The following is an 18,801-nucleotide window of genomic DNA, read 5'->3' on the forward strand; positions in this document are numbered from 1 at the left end:
GAGGGGTCTTCTGATCGGTAAAAAACCATGATACGGCAGCGCTCATCGCTTATGGGTTGTAAGATACACAGCGAATAACATTAACAATGCAGGTTTTGAACGAATGACAAGCGTCAAGCTGGATCAATATAACCTTGCCATCCTGCGTACGCTGCAGCAGCATCCGGCGCTTGCCCAGCGCGAGGTTGCCGAGCGTATTCACCTCTCCCAGAATGCCTGCTGGCGTCGCATGAAACAGCTTGAGGCGGCTGGGGTGATCCGTGGCACGCGAGTGGTACTGGGGCGTGAGGCGCTGGGTATCGACCTGGTTGTGTTCACCATGATCCGTACCCGCAACCACTCTGCCGATTGGCTCGCCGCCTTTCGCACACACATTCTCGACATTCCGGAAGTCAGCGACTTTTATCGCATCAGCGGCGACTACGATTACCTGCTCAAGATCGTCACCCGAGATATTGCCAGCTTCGATCGGGTCTACCAGCGTCTGATCGACGGTTTCGAGATCGATACCGTGACCTCCTGTTTCGTCATGGAGGTGCTGGCCGAGGATCGCCCGCTGGCGTTGTGATAATGCTGTTGTCGTATGGCTTCGGTTGATGATCCATCCCGGTCCATGCTTTGTTTTCAGTGTCGCTTATGGGCAGGGAAGGTGCGGTCCGGCCTCACGCTGGCGGCGATTTCATGCGCCACAATCCGCGTATCGGTCATGTTCGGGCAGCGCTGCCTGGCGGTTGGTCGAATCGGTCTGGCGCAAACCGGGGATGATTAACTAGGCTTGTCAGTCTGTTTTGAAAATTAAAGTCACTTTAAATTGTATGCTGAAACGATTCAGCCTTGCGGGAGCAACTCATGAACCAGTCCTCTGCTTCGGCAGTACAACGTGGGCCCGGCGGCAGAACCCTGGTGATCCTGGTGTCCATCATTGCGGCACTGGGTGGCCTGCTGTTCGGGTATGATACCGGCATCATTGGTGTGGCCCTGCTGGGGCTGTCGAAACAGTTCGCCCTTGACGATACCCTCAAGCAGGTGGTCACCAGTGCAATCATTTGCGGGGCGTTGGTAGGGTGTCTGTGCACCGGACCCTTATCGGATCGGCTGGGGCGTCGCTGGTCCATCGTACTGGTCGGACTGGTCTTCAGCGCCGGTTCGATTCTCTCGGCACTGGCGCCGAGTGTCGGCGTGCTGATTGCGGCTCGCTTCATGCTCGGGCTTTCGGCCGGTAGCGCGACCCAGATCATCCCGGTCTATATCGCCGAGGTGACGCCACCGGCTCACCGGGGCAAGCTGGTGGTGATGTTCCAGTTCATGGTGGTCTTCGGCATTCTGGTGGCCTATCTGGTGGGTTACGGCCTGGGCGAACAGTGGCGCTGGATGTTCGGACTGGGTGTGATTCCGGCGGTCATCCTGATGCTGGGGATGCTGTTGTTGCCTGAAAGTCCCCGCTGGCTGATCAGTCATGGTCGGGAAGAGCAGGCGCAGGGCATTCTCGAACGCGTGCGTCAGAGTCGTGACGAGGCGCGCCAGGAAATCAGTGAAATCAAGGAGGTCGCCGCGCGACCCGAAGGTACCTGGCGGGATCTGTTCAGTGACTGGATCCGGCCGGCACTGATTGCCGGGTTCGGTATTGCCATGTTCTCTCAGATCACCGGCAATAACGCCATCATCTACTATGCGCCCACTATCCTCAGTAACGCCGGCTTTGATGAAAGCGCCTCCGTGCTGGCGGCGATCGGTGGCGCTGTCATGATCAATCTGGCCACGGTATTCGGCATCTTCATGGTCGACCGTATCGGACGCAAGCGCTTCCTGCTTTGGATGGTGCCCGGCTCCGCCGTGGCGCTGGTGATCATGGGGGCCCTTTTCCTGGGGGGAGCACCCGAATCGGGCGTCGGTCAGTGGGTACTGGTGGCTTGCCTGGCCATCTACATGGCGCTCAATTGCAGTTTCGGGGTCTGCCTGTGGCTGATCAACGCCGAGGTCTATCCGCTGTTCGTGCGTGGCAAGGGGGCCAGTGTCGGTGCCTTTAGCCACTGGATATTCAATCTGCTGGTCAGTCTGACCACGCTGTCGCTGATCAATGCGCTCGGGACTTCCGGGGCCTTCTGGCTCTATGCCCTGATTACCGTGCTGGCACTGGTGTTCATCGTGCGTTATATCCCCGAGACGAAAGGGCGGACCCTTGAGCAGATCGAAGCGGACCTCAAGGCTGGCACCTTTTATCCCAAGGATCGTCATAACAAGCAGGCGAGTGCCCTTGGCACCACGCGCTGACAGAAGCGGCGAGTGAGGCGCGCTCACTCTGCCGGGATGGTGTGATAAAAAAGGACCGGTCCCTTGTCAGGGCCGGTCCTTTTGCTTTCATGGGGCTGTCGGGCAGCCGATCAGTAGGAAGCGCGACGATAATGGCGATAGCGAGGCAGCCAGAAGTTGGCTTCTATCGCCTGATTGATATCCTCATCGCTGCTCTGCAGGGCCACCCCGTCTTCCTGGGCCCGTTTGGCGACAGCAAACGCGATGGTTCGGCTGACGCTCTGAATGTCAGACAGCGGTGGCAGAACCGCCCCATAGCCATCAATGGCTACAGGGGAGCAGTCTGACAGGGCGCGTGCGGCTGCCGTCAGCATGCCGTCAGTGATACGCGAGGCGTTGACGGCAATGGCGCCCAGGCCTACACCGGGGAAGATATAGGCATTGTTGCACTGGGCGATGGGGATGCGGCGTTCGTTGACCGTGACCGGCTGGAACGGGCTGCCGGTGGAGACCAGTGCTTCACCGTTGGTCCACTCGAGGATGTCCTTGGGTGTGGCTTCGACCCGTGAGGTGGGGTTGGAGAGCGGCATCACCAGCGGGGCGCTGCAGTGCTGGTGCATGGTCTTGATCACTTCTTCGCTGAACAGTCCACGCTGGCCGGAAACGCCGATCAGGATAGTGGGTTTTGCATTGCGCACCACATCGATCAGGGCCAGATCGCCTTCTTCATCCGTATCCCAATCGGAGAGATCTTCCCGACGCTGCACCAGCTGGCGCTGGAAATCGACCAGATTGGTCATGTCGTCAGTGAGCAGGCCATAACGGTCAATCATGTAAATGCGGCGGCGTGCTTCGGTTTCGCTCAGCCCTTCTTCCTGCATGGCCTCGACAATCTGTTCGGCGATACCACAGCCGGCGGAACCGGCGCCGACGAAGCTGATGGTCTGCTCGGAGAGCTTCTCGTTCTTGGCCTTGCAGGCAGCCAGCAGGGTGCCCAGTGCGACTGCGGCGGTGCCCTGAATGTCATCGTTGAAGCAGCAGACTTCATCGCGGTAGCGCTTCAGCAGAGGCATGGCGTTGGCCTGGGCAAAATCCTCGAACTGGATGATGGCATTCGGCCAGCGGCGACGGATGCCCTGAATGCACTGATCGACAAAATCGTAGTACTCATCTCCGGTAATCCGCTCATGGCGCCACCCCATGTACATCGGATCATCGAGCAGATCGGGGTTGTTGGTGCCGACGTCGATCACGACCGGGAGCGTATAGGCCGGGCTGATGCCCCCGCAGGCGGTGTAGAGCGAGAGCTTGCCGATGGGGATACCCATGCCACCGATGCCCTGATCGCCCAGGCCGAGGATACGCTCGCCATCCGTGATAACGACTACCTTGACGTTGTCCTTGGTAGCGCTGTGCAGAATATCGTTGATGTGATCGCGGTGCGGGTAGGAAATGAACAGTCCGCGATGTGAGCGGTAGATCTGTGAAAAGGACTGGCACGCTTCACCGACCGTGGGGGTATAGATGATCGGCAGCATTTCCTCGAGATGTTCTTCCAGCACGCGGAAGAAGAGCGTTTCGTTGCTGTCCTGGATCGAGCGCAGATAGATGTGCCGATCCAGGTCAGTGGTCTGCAGGCGGTACTGCTGATAGACGCGTTCGGCCTGCTCTTCGATGGTTTCGATATTCTGCGGCAGCAGTCCCACCAGATTGAAGGCCACCCGCTCCTCGAGCGTAAAGGCGCTGTCCTTGTTGAGAAGCGGCGTTTCGAGCAGCGTGGGACCGGAGTGGACGATATAAAGCGGGCGGGACGAGGTCTGCGACATGGGACGACTCACAGCATGGGAAGTTGAAACACACGGCATCGAGTATAACGCAACGAACCGTCACGGGAGATGACCCTGCCAAATGGCAAAGACTACCTTCAGCAGGGCCGTTGCCATCAGCGGCGCAACTCGATCCGGTCCGGGTGGATCAGGATCAGTTGGCGCTTGTAGAGACCGCCAATGGTTTTCTTGAAGGTGGCCTTGCTGACACCGAAGGTCTGCTTGATCAGCTCCGGTGAGCTGCGATCGCTGATGGCCAGGGTGCCGCCGCCGCTCTCAAGACGTGCCATGATCTGCTCGCCCAGGGCATCGGCGATCTGCTCGCGTGGCGGGTTAAGCCCGAGATCGATTCGACCATCATCGCGCACACGGCGAATATAACCCTGAATGCGCATGCCGGTCCGCAGGGGCTGATGGACTTCCGAGTGGTGCAACAGCCCGGTATGGGTGTTATCGACAATGGCATTGAAGCCCAGATCGGTAGGGCCGGTGATCAGCAGTTCAACCGGCTGCCCCTTGTCATAGCGAGGTGGCACCAGATCGAGATGCCGGTTAAGGCGCATGGTGGCGGTAATACGATGGGTGCGCTCATCCAGATAGGCATGCACCAGTCTGTGATCACCCGGTTCGGGATGTCCACGGACTTCCGAATGCGGCAGCAGCAGATCCTTGGGCAGGCCCCAGTCGAGAAACAGACCTACCGGGGTGCGCTCGATGATTTTGAGTGATGCAAACTCATCTACCTGAATCGCCGGCTGCCGGGTAGTGGCGATCGGGCGATCCTCGCTGTCCAGGTAGATGAATACGCTCAGCATGGTGCCGATACGGCAGTCATTATCGGCCGGCATATCGCGGCGGGGGAGAAGAATGTCGCCAAAGCGATCACCATCGAGGTAGAGCCCGAAGGAGACCTGTCTGACAATCTTCAGTGTATTGAAGCGGCCCATCTGCAGCATGACCGGTCTCCATTGGTTGAATCAGAGTCTTATTCTACCGCATTGCGGGGGATGACTTGTGCCCGCTTCGCGAGTGTGGCAAAAATTGATAAGGGAGATGGCATGCCTCCCGAATGCGCCCGTATTCAAACCATCACGTCCGTGATTGATGATGCCTGCAGTACGCAGCCGAAGTGCGTCTGCAGGCAGGAGATTCCTACCTGCGCCAGGTGCGTGCTTCGACGAGCGAAATATTCAGTCCGTTATCGTCGGAGGAAAAGAATTCATGTGGTTATCCATGGTTGCCATTGGTGCTGGCGCTGCACTCGGCGCCAATCTGCGCTGGTTGCTGGGCCTGGGGCTGAACTCGCTTTTTCCTGCCATTCCTCCGGGGACTCTGGTGGCCAATCTGCTGGGTGCCTGGTTGATCGGTATTGCCATCGCCCTGTTTGCGGCGCTGCCTGAACTTTCCCCTCAATGGCGCATGTTCATTGTGACCGGCTTTCTGGGCGCACTGACCACCTTCTCCACCTTTTCTGCCGAGATGTTTTCGAATCTGCAGGCCGGCCGTTACGGCATGGCGCTGACCGGAATCGGTATTCATGTGGCAGGGTCGCTGATCATGACCGGGCTGGGCATGGCCACCCTTGTCGCCATTCGTCAAATAATGGGAGTCGCGAAATGAGCAGCAGACATCAGGGATTCGAGGTCATTTTCATCGCGCCACAGTCACGTCGACATGGTCATCGCACGGCAATTGACGCCGTTGTGGCGACTGCCGAATCAATGGGGATCACTCGGGTGACACGCCGTGACGACGCCCTGGGCAGCGGTTTTGATGGCCATGTCCATTCGGCGCATTTCTTCGAATTGGCCGACCAGCCGGTGGAGCTGATGTACGTACTCGAAGGTGATCGCGCCGAGCAGCTGATCGATGCCGTGGACCAGGCCGGCATTGAGGTCTTCTTTCTGCGTCGGGCGGTCGAGTACGGTCAGTTGGGTCGTGCAGACGAAGGCTGATCGAGCGCCGGAGCGATTTCGATCTGCCTCCTTGTCTCGGGCCGAGGGCTGCAATAAAACTGACATATTGCCTTGTTAGCTTGTGTCCAGCCGGAAAGGCGAAGCCTCTCTTATCGCAGGGCAAGGTCTCAAGGAGTCAAGTCATGTTGAAGCGTGTTGCAGCCACTCTGCTCTCTACCTCGCTGGTACTGGGCGCTACCTCGGCCACGGCGGCTGAAACAATCACCGGTGCCGGGGCAACCTTCCCGTATCCGGTCTACTCCCAGTGGGCCGATGCCTATCAGGACAAGACCGATATCGGCCTTAACTACCAGGCGATCGGTTCAGGTGGCGGCATTCAGCAGATCACGGCGAAGACCGTAACCTTTGGTGCCTCTGATGCCCCCATGAAGCCTGATGAGCTCAAGAAGAACCATCTGGTGCAGTGGCCGCAGATCATGGGCGGTGTCGTGCCGGTCGTACACATTGAAGGCATCGACAAGGGCGCGCTGAAGCTGGATGGCAAGACGCTGGCCGATATCTACCAGGGCAAGATTACCCGCTGGAACGATGATGCCATTGCCAGGCTCAACCCTGACCTCGACCTGCCGGATCAGCAGATTACGCCGGTCTATCGTGCAGAGGGCTCGGGCACCAATTTCCTGTTTACTCACTACCTCACTCAGGTCAGCGAAGATTTCGCCAATAATGTCGGCGAAGGCAAATCCGTGGCGTGGCCGAGTGGTGTCGGCGCCAAGGCCAACGCAGGGGTGGCCAGCCAGGTCGGCAGCACCAATGGGGCGATCGGTTATGTCGAGTCTGCCTATGCGACCGAAAACAACCTGAACGTGGCCCAGCTCGAGAACAAGGCCGGTAATTTCGTGACGGCCAATCCCGACAGCTTCAAGGCAGCTGCTGCCAATGCTGACTGGGAAAACGCGCCCGGCCTGTACCTGGTGCTGACCAACCAGCCGGGTGACAACAGCTGGCCGATCGTGGGTGCCTCGTTCATCCTGATGCACACCAAGGTGCAAAATGCTGATGCAGCCAAACGTGCGCTCGACTTCTTCGACTGGGCGTACAAGAACGGGGGTGAGGCCGCTTCCAAACTGAACTATATCCCGATGCCACAGAACGTGGCGGATATGGTGCGCAAGGAAATCTGGTCGCAGATCAAGGGGCCGAATGGCCAGCAGGTCTGGCAGCAGTAAGCTCGCCGCTGATCTGTCGAGGAGGCTGCGGGCAATATGCCCGCAGCCGTTTTTCCATATCTCTCCGGCAATAATGCGAAGAGTATTTTCAGCGATGATGGGATGCCATGACTTCTACTCGTAGTGTCAGCGCCAGTCAGCAGCAGGATCTGCTGGGTGCCAACGCGCGTGAACAGGCCGCGCTCAGGCGCAATGGCATCATCGACAGGATCTTCGAGAAAGGAACACTGACGCTGGCGCTCGCCGTGCTGGCCTTGCTGGGCACCATCATGGCGTCGCTGATAGTGGCCGGCTGGCCGGCGCTACAGGAGCTGGGCTGGTCCTTTTTCACCGGTGATCGCTGGGCCGCCAATATCGAACACTTCGGCGCGTTGCCCGCTATCTATGGCACGCTGGTGACCTCGATTATCGCCATTATTATTGCTGTACCTGTGTCGCTGGGTATCGCGATCTTTCTGACCGAGCTGTGTCCGGTCTCCCTGCGCCGAGTACTGGGGACCATGGTGGAGCTGTTGGCCGGGGTACCCTCGATCATCTATGGCATGTGGGGGGTGGAGGTGCTCAGTCCTTTCCTGCGTGAGCATTTCCCGACGCTTTTTCCGGCCGGTACCGGACTGACGACAGCAGGGCTGATTCTGGCGATCATGATCATTCCCTTTATCACCGCCATTACCCGTGACGTCATGGTGACAGTGCCAGCGATGATGCGTGAGTCTGCCTATGGGATGGGCTGCACCACCTGGGAAGTGGTGCGCAATGTCATTTTTCCATCCGTTCGCGGGGGGATTGTCGGGGGTGTCATTCTCGGCCTCGGCCGTGCGCTCGGGGAAACCATGGCAGTGACTTTCGTCATCGGGAACAATCTGTTCCTGTCGCCCACGCTGACCGGACAGGGCACTTCCATTGCCGCTCTGATTGCCAACCAGTTTCCCGAAGCGGACGGTCTGCAGCGCTCGGCCCTGTTGCTGCTGGGACTGGTACTGTTCGTGATTACCTTTATCGTGCTGGCCATCGCTCGTCTGATGCTGCGACGTATCGAGAATCGGGCTCCCTGAGCCGAGGAGAAACGCGATGAATCCCGTTTATCAACGCCGTCGCCGACTCAATCGCTTCGTGATGGTGCTGTGTCTTGCTGCTGCCCTCTTTGGTATTGCCTGGCTGCTGATGATCCTGGTGTCGCTGCTGATTCAGGGGCTGCCGGCTCTTTCGCCCAGTGTTTTCTTCGAGCGTACCCAGATGTCGGGTGGGGGACTGGGCAATGCCATTCTGGGCAGTCTGGTCATGACTGCACTGGCCACTGTCGGGGGCTCGATCATTGGTATTGCCGCTGGCACATGGCTGGCTGAATATGGCGGCCGCTCGCATCTGGCCAACACCATACGTTTCATCAATGACGTATTGCTGTCGGCACCATCGATCATTGTCGGTTTGTATATCTACGCCATCATCGTGCTACCGATGGGCCACTTCTCGGGATGGGCCGGTGCTGCCTCGCTGATGGTGCTGATTATTCCGGTCGTTATCCGCTCGACCGAAGACATGCTGTTGCTGGTATCAGGCACCCTGCGCGAAGCAGCATCGGCCCTGGGGGCACATCGCTGGTGGGTTGTGATCCGGGTCTGCTATACCGGAGCAAAGGCCGGCATCATTACCGGGATTCTGCTGGGCTGTGCCCGTATCAGCGGGGAGACGGCGCCGCTGCTGTTCACGGCACTCAACTCCAACCAGTGGGTGTTCAACCTGAACAGCGAGATGCCCAACCTGCCGATGGTGCTCTACCAGAACATGACCATCAATTCATTCATTCCAGCCAAGGTTGATCTGGCGTGGACGGGGGCACTGATCCTGACGGCCGCCGTACTGATTCTGAATATCCTGGCGCGTTTCATTTCCGCCAGAAAAGGATGAACCATCAGGCTCGGGAGTCCTGACATGACCCAAACTCAAGCACGCTCCGCGCCCAACGCTGTCGAGGGCAGCTCCACTCCGGTCAGTGAGCGCCCCACCACACGCCAGGCGCACGATGGCGATCACGCTGCGGCTTCGACACCGGAAAGCAGCGATGAGACCCGCGCCCGTAACGAAACGAGCTCCTCGGGCAGTGAGCAGGCGCAGCATGAAGCCAAGTTGCTGGTGCGCGACCTGAATTTCCATTACGGGGATTTCCAGGCGCTGAAAAACATCTCCATGGCGGTCCCGGCCAATCAGGTCACGGCCTTTATCGGGCCTTCCGGTTGTGGCAAGTCGACCCTGTTGCGCTGCTTCAATCGTATTCACGATCTCTACCCGGGGCTCAAGACCCAGGGCGAGTTGCTGCTGGATGGGCAGAACGTCCTCGACCGCAAGGTCGACGTCAATCTGCTGCGCGCCCGTATTGGCATGGTCTTTCAGAAACCCACGCCGTTTCCGATGTCGGTCTACGACAATATTGCCTTTGGGGTAAAGCTTTACGAGCGCCTTTCGAAGCGTGATATGGATGAGCGCGTGGAGTGGGCGCTGAAGAAGGCGGCGTTGTGGGACGAGGTCAAGGACAAGCTCAAGCAGAGCGGTCAGGCGCTCTCCGGTGGTCAGCAGCAGCGCCTGTGCATTGCCCGTACCATCGCGGTCAAGCCTGAGGTGATTCTGCTGGATGAGCCGACCTCGGCACTCGATCCCATCTCCACGGGGTATATTGAAGATCTGATCAACGAGCTCAAGCGTGACTACACCATCGTGATCGTCACTCACAACATGCAGCAGGCGGCTCGCGTCTCGGATATTACCGCCTTCATGTATCTGGGTGAGCTGATCGAGTGTGATGATACCGATACCATCTTTACCCATCCGGCCAACAAGCAGACCGAAGACTATATAACAGGTCGTTATGGATAAATTCTTCCGGATAATCCAGGATTAATTCGGGGAAGAGGGGACGCCACCAGGCGTCCCTTTTTCATCCGGGCCCGGTCGACCCTTCAGCAAATCACGCATGACGATGGTGTCATCGTGACGTCTGGAGGGAGTTGACTAGACTGGTGACGATCATTCAAACGAAAGGGGAGCCAGCGCTTCATGGCCATTCCTCCACGTCAGCGTGTCTTTATCGCTTCGGCACTCGTGATTGCGATCCTGGTAGCAATAGGGGCCATCTTTCCCGATAGCTTCAGCGCAGGAGCTTCTGCAGCACTGAACGGTGTCACGCATCTGTTTGGCTGGTTCTACATGTTCTCGGTATTCGGGTTCGTGATCTTTCTGCTGGTGCTGGCATTCAGCAAATACGGCAAGATTCGGCTCGGCCCTCAGGAGAGCAAGCCCAACTACAGCTTTTTCTCCTGGGTCAGCATGCTGCTGGCCGCCGGCTTCGGGGTAGGGCTGGTGTTCTACGGCATGGCCGAACCGATGACGCATTTCGCCAATCCGCCCTATGGCGATATGGAAGGCGGTACCCCTCAGGCCGCGCGTTATGCCATCCAGTATGCGTTCTTCAACTGGGGTGTACACCAGTGGGCCGCTTTCTCGGTGGTCGGGCTGATCATCGCTTATACCCAGTTTCGCAAGGGGCAGAGTGGTCTGGTCTCTACGGTCATGTCACCGCTGACAGCAAAACTGGGACGCGGTCGAGTACTCGCCGGCGGCATTCTCAATACCTTTGCCGTAGTCGCCACGGTGATGGGTGTGGCGACGTCGATCGGACTGGCCGTGCTACAGATCAACGGCGGCCTTCATGCCGTTTTCGGCGTGGCCGAAGGCTTCAAATGGCAGGCCATCATCCTGTTTGCCATGTTCGTCTGTTACATGGCTTCGGCAGTTTCCGGGCTCGACAAGGGCATCAAGCGCCTGTCGAATCTCAACATGGCACTCGCCATCGGGCTGATGCTCTATGTCCTGATTACCGGGCCGACGATTGCCATCCTGGAAACCATTACTCTCGGCATTGGTGATTATCTGCAGAATTTCTTCATCATGAGTCTGCGCCTGTCGCCCTACAACGATTCCAGCTGGGTCGATAGCTGGACCGTGTTCTACTGGGCCTGGGTGATTGCCTGGTCGCCGTTCGTGGGGACTTTCGTGGCTCGCGTATCGCGGGGGCGTACCATCAAGGAGTATGTTTTTGGGGTTCTGGTCGTGCCGCCGCTGCTGGCCTGTCTGTGGATTGGCGTATTCGGCGGTGCCGCGCTGCACATGGATCTCTTCCAGGGGACGAACCTGGCGCAGGCAACCAGCGACAATATCACCACGGCTCTGTTCAACATGCTGGACCTGATGCCGTTCTCGTTTGTGATCTCGCTGATCGCCATGCTGCTGATCTTCATTTTTCTGGTCACTTCCGCAGATTCGGCGGCCTATATCGTTGCTCAGATGACCGACAAGGGGTCGCTCAATCCGCCGATGTACAAGAAGGTGACCTGGGGGATTCTGATCGCGGCCATCTGTCTGATCCTGATTACGGCAGGGGGCAAGAGCGGCTTGTCCGGCTTGCAGTCGGCTGCCGTGGTCTCGGCGCTACCTTTCACGCTGATTGTTTATGGCATGGTTTACATGATCCTCAAGGAGCTGCGGGCCGATCGTCGGGCGATGCTGCGTAATCTCTATCGTCAGCATGGTGATACCCCGGTGGGGGCAGATGCCTTCGAGGCTGATGAACTCTCGGGGACCCATGAGGAGCGTATTCGGCGCTCACCGGGGACCATTCGCAATCGTCAGATCAATTTCCGTGGCGGTACCAGCTCCGGGGATGAGTAACTCCGTGCAACCGGGGTGGCAGCGCTGCCCCGGTACATGCTGATAGGAAGAGGCAATGTGAATGATGCATTCTAACAATTAGCAGGTTAATGAATGTCGCAGTATATTGATTCTCGTCCGGGACGCCAGACCCGGATATGCTTCGTTTCCTGCATCCTTGATGCATTGCAACACCCCCACCTGTCCCGCGTACCTCCTACGCGGGATTTTTTTGTCTGTATAACTGGTGCCCGGGAGCAGGGCGACTGCTGGTTAAGGGATATGACTATTTTCGATAGAGGGAGATGACATGCGCTATCTCCTGCTGATGATTGTTGTTGCGGCTGGCGTTTTTCTGGCCGGTCTCTGGCAACACTGGGAAGGCTGGCCGTGGCGAGACGTTCCTCGGCGTTACAATCCGTTTGCCCCATTGCATGTTGATGATCCGCCATCCCTGTTGACTCGAATCAAACGCGAACGCATTGCGCACGATCCAAAGGCATGCCGGGCCACCCTGGAGCAGGCTCGGCGGGCCGGTGAAGTGGCGTATCGGGCGGTAGGCAGCCCCTCCATCGGTCAATGCCAGCTGCATCATGCTGTACGCATTCGTTCAACCAGCGTCGATTTCAACCACTCCTTTCTGGCGTCCTGCCCGCTGGCAGTCGCCTGGCTGCGTTTCGAGCGACATCAGTTGCAGCCGGCTGCCCGGGACCTTTTCGATGCCCCGGTACGCCATGTCATCCACTATGGCAGCTTCGCCTGTCGCAATATCTATCATCGCAAGGATGCTCGACGCAGTGCGCATGCGACGGCCGAAGCGCTTGATATTGCTGCCTTTCGGCTGGCGGACGGTACGTCTGTCAGCGTGCAGAAAAACTGGGCGAAGCACTCGGATGATGATCGACGCAGCCGTTTTCTGCATCGCATTCATGAGGGGGCCTGCCAGGAGTTCTCCACTGTACTGGGTCCGGGATACAACGCTGCTCACGCCAATCACTTCCATCTCGGCGTGGATGGGTTCAGTGTCTGTCGTTGAGGCGCAGCCTGGCAGGACAGGAGTTTTTGACTGCGTCAGCGAAAAAGGCGGGACGCAGTGATGTGACCTTCATGGAAGGCATTTGCGAGCGTGATAATGCTGCTCGCTCACCGTTTGTCACACAAGTCCCGTAACACCGGGGTGATCTACTGGTCATAATAAGCAGCACGCAGGGCCCGATTACGGACGAAAGGAGTACCGTGCATGTTCAGCCATATCCAGCTTGGCGCGCGAGATCTACCGCGGCTGGCCGCTTTCTACGACCATATCCTCGAACCGCTCGGTCTTGTGCGGCTGGAATCTGTCAGTGACGGCGGACCTCCGGATGTCATCTGGCGCCGTCCCGGTACCCAGTGGCCGCTGTTCATTCTGCAATATCCCTGGAACGGGCTGCCGGCCACCTGGGGCAACGGTAGTCAGGTGAGCTTTTCGGCGCCCTCCAGGGAGGCAGTGGATCTGGCCTGGCGACGGGTAGTCGATCATGGCGGGCTCAGCGAGGGTGTGCCTGATCTGAGACCCAATTATGGTCCGGATTTTTATGCGGCTTATGCCAGAGACCCGGAAGGCAACAAGCTCTGTTTTGCGTATGCAGAACGACTCGATGCCGTGATGGCAGGGGCCGAGATGGCGCATCAGCACGCCTGACGCGTGTGCCAGGTCGAAAGTGGTTTCAGCTCTTTCTCGGTGGTTCACTTGACGGTATGCTGCTCGGTTTTCCGGCCGCGGTCATGCGGTCGTTGCGCTGACACGAATTACGGGATCGCATCATGCAGGTACGCGTCGGGGTGATCATGGGCTCCACATCGGACTGGCCGGTCATGGAGCACGCCGTCAATATGCTCGAACAGCTGGGTGTGGCATGCGAAACACGCATTGTCTCCGCTCATCGCACGCCCGAGCTGCTGTTCGAGTACGCCGGGCAGGCTGCCGAGCGGGGTCTTGAAGTGATCATCGCCGGCGCTGGTGGTGCGGCGCACCTGCCGGGGATGGTGGCCTCGCGCACACCAGTGCCGGTACTGGGGGTGCCGGTGGAGTCGAAGGCGCTCAATGGCCTTGATTCACTTTTGTCGATCGTACAGATGCCGGGAGGAGTTGCCGTGGGTACGCTGGCCATTGGCAAGGCCGGTGCAACCAATGCCGGGCTGCTGGCGGCTCAGATCATTGGCACACATGACAGCAGTGTTCGCGAAGCCGTCGAGCGTTTTCGTGCCGAGCAGAGCCAGAAGGTAATGGATCAGCCTGACCCTCGAGCCTCGTCATCATCCTGATCTACCCAAGTTACACGAATAACGGAACCTCGCGTCATGCGCATCGGAATTCTCGGAGCAGGACAACTGGGTCGCATGCTGGCCCTGGCGGGTATGCCACTGGGTCAGCGGTTTGTATTTTATGATACGACCGGCTCGCCCAGTGCCGGCATCGGTGAGGTGATCAGTGATCCGGAGCGTGCCCAGGTCGAGAGCTTTCTTGAACAGGTCGATCTGGTGAGTTTCGAGTTCGAACATCTGCCGCTGGATCTGGTGGAATTCATCGAGACACGCAAGCCCGTATTGCCCGGTAGCCGAGCGCTGAAGATATGCCAGCATCGTGGCGAAGAGAAGGCCCTGTTTGATCGGCTCGCTATTCCCACGCCCGAATATCGACTGGTTGACAGTGCTGAAGCACTGTGCGCCGCTACCGAAGAACTGGGGGCGCCTGTCGTCGCCAAATCGGTCACAGAGGGCTATGACGGCAAGGGGCAGGCGGTGCTGCGGCATCCTGATGAAGCCGAGGCGGCCTGGCACCGCATTGGCCATCCGCAGCTGATCGTGGAAACAATGGTCGATTTCGTGCGCGAAGTGTCGATCATCGCTGTGCGCAGTCGCGATGGTGAGGTGCGCTGCTATCCGATGGCGGAGAATCAGCATGTCGAAGGCATTCTGCGCTATTCGGTGGCACCGTTGCCGGACCTGGCGGCTTCGACCCAGCAGCAGGCGAATGCGTATATCCAGTCATTACTCGAGGCGCTTGATTATGTCGGCGTGCTGACCCTGGAGCTGTTTCAGACCCATGATGGCCAGCTGTTGGCCAACGAGATGGCGCCCCGGGTGCACAACTCCGGTCACTGGAGCCAGGATGGCGCTGTCACCAGTCAGTTCGAGAATCATCTGCGTGCCGTGGCAGGGCTGCCGCTGGGCAGCACCGAGGCGCGCCTGCCCAGTTGCATGATCAACATGATTGGCCGGGAAGCCGATGCCAGGGCGCTGTTGTCACTGCCTGATGTACATCTGCACCGTTATGACAAGAGCGAGCGGCCCGGTCGCAAGCTTGGCCATGTCAATGTCGTGGCCAATGACCATGCCACGCTGCTGGAGCGGGTACGAACCTGCGTGACCTGTCTGCCCGAGGCACCGCCCGTCTCATTCAGTTTCGAGCATGACTGAACGCAAAACGCCCCGCAGTGCGGGGCGTTCGATGTAACGGGCGCCACTTTCTCAGTGCGTGGCAAGGCTTGAGTCGCTGCGGTTGACTGCCCGCAGCGGTACCACGTTGTCCCGGGGAACGTGACGATTGAGCCACTGATTGATGCGCTGTGGTCCGTAGCCTTCCATGGGATCCGCCATGCCCATGACATAGACGGCTTCGGTATTTTCGGCATGCAATCTCAACTGGCGCATCAGGTGTTCGGCGGATTGTTCGGTAGCGACCAGCCAGGTGGTTGCAGATAAGGCGGTCCACGAAACACAGCGATCGAGTTCGCGCTCGATGCGCTCGAAACGCCGGGTTTCCGGCGCTACAGTACAGGTCACGATATAGGCGTTAAGCTGAACGGACATCTGTTCCCTCCCGAGTCGATCGGTTAAGTCCTTGATTGCCTTGACTCGAACAGGGATGGCGGTCAAACTTTAATCACCAGTGGGTAGGCCATCGCCTGCTCGGCACGTGAAAGCGCCAACTTTCGACGTGCTTTTCATGACACCCCGGCGCGCCAACGCCGGGGTGTTTCTGTTTGTACCGGCTTCATGCTCTTTTGACAACGATTGAATAAATCATTGTTAATAAATATCTTTTTCTCAAGATGTCGGTAATTTCCGATAACATGAACACTCTGGCCTGGCTATGGCGGCTAACTCTGGAACGCAAAAATTCGAATCGAGCGACGACTTCGGCGGCCGTGTGCAATGGCCTTGCCGATGCCTTCATTTCAGAGTCAGCGAGCGAAGCCCCAGCCGCCAGGCCTTGTAGATGTAATAATCGAGTGCTTCGGCCGAGCGCTCTATCAGCGGTGGCATGATCGCCCAGGCCTGGTCGAATTCGCTTTGGAGCCGGGCCGTTTCCTCCAGTGACAGTTCTTCGCCCTCAAGAGGAATCGGTAATTGCGTCAGGTCAGGGGCAAGGCCATTGGCCATCAGGGCGAGATTACGGATACCGTCTCGTGAAATGTCATGTCGTAACGCTTCGGTGGCAAGGGTTTCCTCGGCAGCCGGCAAGTCGCACCACTGATCTCCGCGCTCATGCCGGATCATGCGTGCAGCGTCCTGTGGCAGAGCGCCCTGCTGCCAGAGCGAGCCATGAAAAGCGGGACAGGGGCCGCGCTCGCAGGCCAGTTGGTGTGAGGCTCGCATGATGGCATGCGCGAAATGGCTGATGAGGGTTTCAAGTGATGAGTATCGATCAGAGGGGGCGGCATCGATACCGTCCAGCGCAGCAGTAACACCACCGGGCGCAATGCCCTGTGAGCGGTAGTGGCACAGCGTATGACCTGATCGAGCATCGGGGGCCAGCAGCTCGATGGCGTTATCGAGCATGCGCACGGCCAGCCGAGCGGTATGTTGCAGCCGTTTGTGGTCAACATGTGACCCGTCAAGGTGGCGCTCGAGGTTGATGATGCCTCGCACAGCCGTTGCCACGGTATCGGCATCGCTGTTCAGCAGCAGGGCGCCATCCGCGCTGGGCCCATGTATCATGCCGGCATGGCGCTGCAGACTGGCCAGGTTGCAGGTATCGCGAAACATCAGTCCCGGACCGCTGTTGTGGCTCAAGAGCTGCAAGAGCCGTTGCCATAGCGTACGGGCGCGGACACACTCGTGAGGCAGACCGGGTTCCTGGGCAACCCGTTGCTCGTGTGCCAGATATCGCGCCTCGAAGGCGGCGCCGTAAAGTCCATTCAGTTCCGGACACTGATGGGGTGGCAGCAGGGTCCAGTTGCCGTCTTCCGCCAGCCTTTTCATGAACAGATCGGGTAGCCACAGCATAGTGGTGACGGTCGGATCAGACACGATCCCGGTCAGGAAAGTCTCCAGGTCGGCATGCCAGACATTCAGGCCGATACAGCATCCGGCAAATGAGGGTGGCCAGGTATCGGCAGCGAGTGATGACCAGTCCAGCGTATCCCCCGAACACCATTTGCTGGTGTAATTGCAAGCGCCGGGAGTGGCCAGTGTCATTATGCCTTCCAGGGTCGGTGCCGAGGATGTGCCGACATGACGCAACACCTGGGCAGCGGGCAGAAACTCGCCATTGCTCATCAGGGTAAAGAAGGTGAGTGCCTGTTCGTCGGGATGGGATTCGTGACGTGCCAGCCCCATCGCCACGCGCATCAGCAACCCGGGTGATGTTTCTTCGGGAAATGCCCGGAACGACCGGTTATCGATGCTGCCAAAGGGGTGAGTGGTGCATTGTGCCACTGCCCGAGCCAGGCGGGGCAGATCGAAACGGGTCAGCTGCGGTTCGAGCCATCCCGCTTCGATACCCTGCATGAGAGTATCGATGAAATCTCGGGCGCCGGCGGTCCTGTGGCTGCCCAACGAAGATGAATGAGGGCTCATCGTCGGCTCCCTGTGGCTGGTGAAACGAGGAACGGGTAGTATGACCCGGCCTTGCATGGCACGATCGCACCATGAGCGGGGATGGGTCCTGTGAAATAATGCAATATTCGCTGCGGCAATTGGGCCCGATTGAAAAATCCATTAGATTAATGGGCCCTGTTGAGCGGCAGATACGCTCGGCCGCGCGGATTACTTCCTACAAGCGCCGCGCCTGATAACGGCACGGATGCTCTCCTTCAAGACGATCGGACGGATACAGCCTTGAATACGCCCATGACTGCTCAGGAACACATTCTCATCATCGAGGACGACGAACGTCTGGCAGCCCTGACGCGCGAGTACCTCGAAGGCAATGGCTTTCAGGTCACCGTCGAGCATGATGGCAGCAACGGAGCGGAGCGTATTCTGGCCCTGCGCCCTGATCTCGTGATCCTCGATCTGATGTTGCCGGGTGAGGACGGTCTGTCAATCTGCCGGCGAGTACGTCAGCAGTACCCCGGACCGATCCTGATGCTCACGGCACGTACCGATGACATGGATCAGGTGCTTGGGCTGGAAATGGGGGCTGATGATTACGTTCCCAAACCGGTTCCTCCGCGTGTGCTGCTGGCGCGCATGCGAGCGCTGCTGCGTCGTGCTGATGCTGCCGAGGCGGCAGGGGGTGAAACACGACTCGAATTCCGCGATCTGGTCGTGGACTCTTCCACTCGCGAGGCCTGGCTCAATGGCGAGCGCATCGATCTGACCAGCGCCGAATTCGATCTGCTCTGGTTGCTGGCGTCCAATGCGGGCCGAGTGCTGACCCGTGAAGAGATATTTTCTGCTCTGCGCGGTATTCGCTATGACGGTCAGGATCGCTCGATCGATGTCCGTGTTTCCCGCATTCGCCCCAAGATTGGCGATGACCCCCATCACCCCCAGCGAATCAAGACAGTTCGCAGCAAGGGTTATCTGTTCGTCCGGGAGCTGTAATCATGGCGTCCGGCGTCCGCACTATACGCCTGTTCGAGGTTATATCGACCTGTAGCAGGGGAG

18 protein-coding genes and 1 riboswitch are annotated in these 18,801 nt (G+C 58.6%); of the genes, 14 read left to right on the forward strand and 4 right to left on the reverse strand.

The genetic code is table 11. The features are described 5' to 3' along the window. Positions 1-103 precede the first annotated feature (103 nt). The gene (locus tag FY550_RS03005) at positions 104-568 is read left to right on the forward strand and encodes an Lrp/AsnC family transcriptional regulator (RefSeq protein ID WP_070981585.1); all 465 of its coding nucleotides are present in this window, start codon (positions 104-106) and stop codon (positions 566-568) included. Positions 569-849: 281 nt separating this feature from the next. Then, positions 850-2,271, forward strand: coding sequence for a sugar porter family MFS transporter (locus FY550_RS03010; protein ID WP_070981588.1), 1,422 nt, complete (start codon positions 850-852; stop codon positions 2,269-2,271). Positions 2,272-2,381: 110 nt separating this feature from the next. On the opposite strand, the gene FY550_RS03015 is transcribed toward FY550_RS03010, so the two are convergent. Then, positions 2,382-4,076 carry an NAD-dependent malic enzyme gene (locus tag FY550_RS03015; RefSeq protein ID WP_070981590.1) on the reverse strand — a complete coding sequence of 565 codons (1,695 nt, stop codon included), beginning with the start codon at positions 4,074-4,076 and terminating at the stop codon, positions 2,382-2,384. Between the two features lie 116 nt (positions 4,077-4,192). After that, positions 4,193-5,032: a CvfB family protein gene (locus FY550_RS03020; protein WP_070981592.1), complete on the reverse strand. Its 840-nt coding sequence runs from the start codon at positions 5,030-5,032 to the stop codon at positions 4,193-4,195. A gap of 84 nt (positions 5,033-5,116) precedes the next feature. Next, positions 5,117-5,197, forward strand: a riboswitch (Fluoride riboswitch). A gap of 100 nt (positions 5,198-5,297) precedes the next feature. Between FY550_RS03020 and crcB the strand changes: the two genes are divergently transcribed. The 11 genes from crcB (at position 5,298) to FY550_RS03075 (ending at position 15,381) form a co-directional block, all read left to right on the forward strand. Further along, the gene (gene crcB / locus FY550_RS03025) at positions 5,298-5,696 is read left to right on the forward strand and encodes a fluoride efflux transporter CrcB (protein WP_070981594.1); all 399 of its coding nucleotides are present in this window, start codon (positions 5,298-5,300) and stop codon (positions 5,694-5,696) included. Then, complete coding sequence (locus FY550_RS03030) at positions 5,693-6,031, forward strand: DUF190 domain-containing protein (RefSeq protein ID WP_070981595.1); 339 nt, start codon at positions 5,693-5,695, stop codon at positions 6,029-6,031. The genes crcB and FY550_RS03030 overlap by 4 nt, the downstream gene beginning before the upstream one ends. Positions 6,032-6,174: 143 nt before the next feature. Next, positions 6,175-7,221, forward strand: a complete 1,047-nt coding sequence (gene pstS, locus FY550_RS03035; RefSeq protein ID WP_139148772.1) for a phosphate ABC transporter substrate-binding protein PstS — start codon at positions 6,175-6,177, stop codon at positions 7,219-7,221. 107 nt (positions 7,222-7,328) lie between these two features. After that, positions 7,329-8,276 carry a phosphate ABC transporter permease subunit PstC gene (pstC, locus tag FY550_RS03040; protein ID WP_084388288.1) on the forward strand — a complete coding sequence of 316 codons (948 nt, stop codon included), beginning with the start codon at positions 7,329-7,331 and terminating at the stop codon, positions 8,274-8,276. Positions 8,277-8,292: 16 nt separating this feature from the next. Then, positions 8,293-9,129, forward strand: coding sequence for a phosphate ABC transporter permease PstA (pstA, locus tag FY550_RS03045; protein ID WP_070981597.1), 837 nt, complete (start codon positions 8,293-8,295; stop codon positions 9,127-9,129). 24 nt (positions 9,130-9,153) lie between these two features. Further along, a complete protein-coding gene (pstB, locus tag FY550_RS03050) occupies positions 9,154-10,092 on the forward strand; it encodes a phosphate ABC transporter ATP-binding protein PstB (protein ID WP_084388289.1) in 939 nt (312 codons plus the stop codon). A gap of 180 nt (positions 10,093-10,272) precedes the next feature. Beyond that, positions 10,273-11,943, forward strand: a complete 1,671-nt coding sequence (locus tag FY550_RS03055; RefSeq protein ID WP_070981600.1) for a BCCT family transporter — start codon at positions 10,273-10,275, stop codon at positions 11,941-11,943. Positions 11,944-12,232: 289 nt separating this feature from the next. Next, positions 12,233-12,958, forward strand: a complete 726-nt coding sequence (locus tag FY550_RS03060) for an extensin-like domain-containing protein (RefSeq protein ID WP_149054349.1) — start codon at positions 12,233-12,235, stop codon at positions 12,956-12,958. Positions 12,959-13,162: 204 nt separating this feature from the next. Further along, positions 13,163-13,603, forward strand: a complete 441-nt coding sequence (locus FY550_RS03065) for a VOC family protein (protein ID WP_070981605.1) — start codon at positions 13,163-13,165, stop codon at positions 13,601-13,603. 122 nt (positions 13,604-13,725) lie between these two features. Continuing rightward, complete coding sequence (gene purE / locus FY550_RS03070) at positions 13,726-14,226, forward strand: 5-(carboxyamino)imidazole ribonucleotide mutase (RefSeq protein ID WP_070981607.1); 501 nt, start codon at positions 13,726-13,728, stop codon at positions 14,224-14,226. Positions 14,227-14,262: 36 nt separating this feature from the next. Beyond that, a complete protein-coding gene (locus FY550_RS03075; RefSeq protein WP_070981609.1) occupies positions 14,263-15,381 on the forward strand; it encodes a 5-(carboxyamino)imidazole ribonucleotide synthase in 1,119 nt (372 codons plus the stop codon). 51 nt (positions 15,382-15,432) lie between these two features. On the opposite strand, the gene FY550_RS03080 is transcribed toward FY550_RS03075, so the two are convergent. Then, positions 15,433-15,774: a hypothetical protein gene (locus FY550_RS03080; protein ID WP_070981612.1), complete on the reverse strand. Its 342-nt coding sequence runs from the start codon at positions 15,772-15,774 to the stop codon at positions 15,433-15,435. A gap of 363 nt (positions 15,775-16,137) precedes the next feature. Continuing rightward, on the reverse strand, positions 16,138-17,766 hold the full coding sequence (locus FY550_RS03085; protein WP_070981614.1) for a ribonucleotide reductase N-terminal alpha domain-containing protein: 1,629 nt from the start codon (positions 17,764-17,766) through the stop codon (positions 16,138-16,140). Positions 17,767-18,039: 273 nt separating this feature from the next. Here FY550_RS03085 and FY550_RS03090 point away from each other — a divergent pair, with 273 nt between their 5' ends. Continuing rightward, positions 18,040-18,738 (forward strand): winged helix-turn-helix domain-containing protein, encoded by a 699-nt coding sequence (locus FY550_RS03090; protein WP_084388291.1) that lies wholly within the window; start codon positions 18,040-18,042, stop codon positions 18,736-18,738. The last annotated feature ends 63 nt before the right edge of the window (positions 18,739-18,801 follow it).

It is taken from the genome of Kushneria phosphatilytica (assembly GCF_008247605.1).
GTDB lineage: Bacteria > Pseudomonadota > Gammaproteobacteria > Pseudomonadales > Halomonadaceae > Kushneria > Kushneria phosphatilytica.

Bases quoted from the DNA above. Each gene is read 5' to 3' on its own strand.
- FY550_RS03005 (WP_070981585.1), top strand. From the start codon at position 104: ATGACAAGCGTCAAGCTGGATCAATATAACCTTGCCATCCTGCGTACG.
- FY550_RS03010 (WP_070981588.1), top strand. From the start codon at position 850: ATGAACCAGTCCTCTGCTTCGGCAGTACAACGTGGGCCCGGCGGCAGA.
- FY550_RS03015 (WP_070981590.1), bottom strand. From the start codon at position 4,076: ATGTCGCAGACCTCGTCCCGCCCGCTTTATATCGTCCACTCCGGTCCC.
- FY550_RS03020 (WP_070981592.1), bottom strand. From the start codon at position 5,032: ATGCTGCAGATGGGCCGCTTCAATACACTGAAGATTGTCAGACAGGTC.
- crcB (WP_070981594.1), top strand. From the start codon at position 5,298: ATGTGGTTATCCATGGTTGCCATTGGTGCTGGCGCTGCACTCGGCGCC.
- FY550_RS03030 (WP_070981595.1), top strand. From the start codon at position 5,693: ATGAGCAGCAGACATCAGGGATTCGAGGTCATTTTCATCGCGCCACAG.
- pstS (WP_139148772.1), top strand. From the start codon at position 6,175: ATGTTGAAGCGTGTTGCAGCCACTCTGCTCTCTACCTCGCTGGTACTG.
- pstC (WP_084388288.1), top strand. From the start codon at position 7,329: ATGACTTCTACTCGTAGTGTCAGCGCCAGTCAGCAGCAGGATCTGCTG.
- pstA (WP_070981597.1), top strand. From the start codon at position 8,293: ATGAATCCCGTTTATCAACGCCGTCGCCGACTCAATCGCTTCGTGATG.
- pstB (WP_084388289.1), top strand. From the start codon at position 9,154: ATGACCCAAACTCAAGCACGCTCCGCGCCCAACGCTGTCGAGGGCAGC.
- FY550_RS03055 (WP_070981600.1), top strand. From the start codon at position 10,273: ATGGCCATTCCTCCACGTCAGCGTGTCTTTATCGCTTCGGCACTCGTG.
- FY550_RS03060 (WP_149054349.1), top strand. From the start codon at position 12,233: ATGCGCTATCTCCTGCTGATGATTGTTGTTGCGGCTGGCGTTTTTCTG.
- FY550_RS03065 (WP_070981605.1), top strand. From the start codon at position 13,163: ATGTTCAGCCATATCCAGCTTGGCGCGCGAGATCTACCGCGGCTGGCC.
- purE (WP_070981607.1), top strand. From the start codon at position 13,726: ATGCAGGTACGCGTCGGGGTGATCATGGGCTCCACATCGGACTGGCCG.
- FY550_RS03075 (WP_070981609.1), top strand. From the start codon at position 14,263: ATGCGCATCGGAATTCTCGGAGCAGGACAACTGGGTCGCATGCTGGCC.
- FY550_RS03080 (WP_070981612.1), bottom strand. From the start codon at position 15,774: ATGTCCGTTCAGCTTAACGCCTATATCGTGACCTGTACTGTAGCGCCG.
- FY550_RS03085 (WP_070981614.1), bottom strand. From the start codon at position 17,766: ATGAGCCCTCATTCATCTTCGTTGGGCAGCCACAGGACCGCCGGCGCC.
- FY550_RS03090 (WP_084388291.1), top strand. From the start codon at position 18,040: ATGACTGCTCAGGAACACATTCTCATCATCGAGGACGACGAACGTCTG.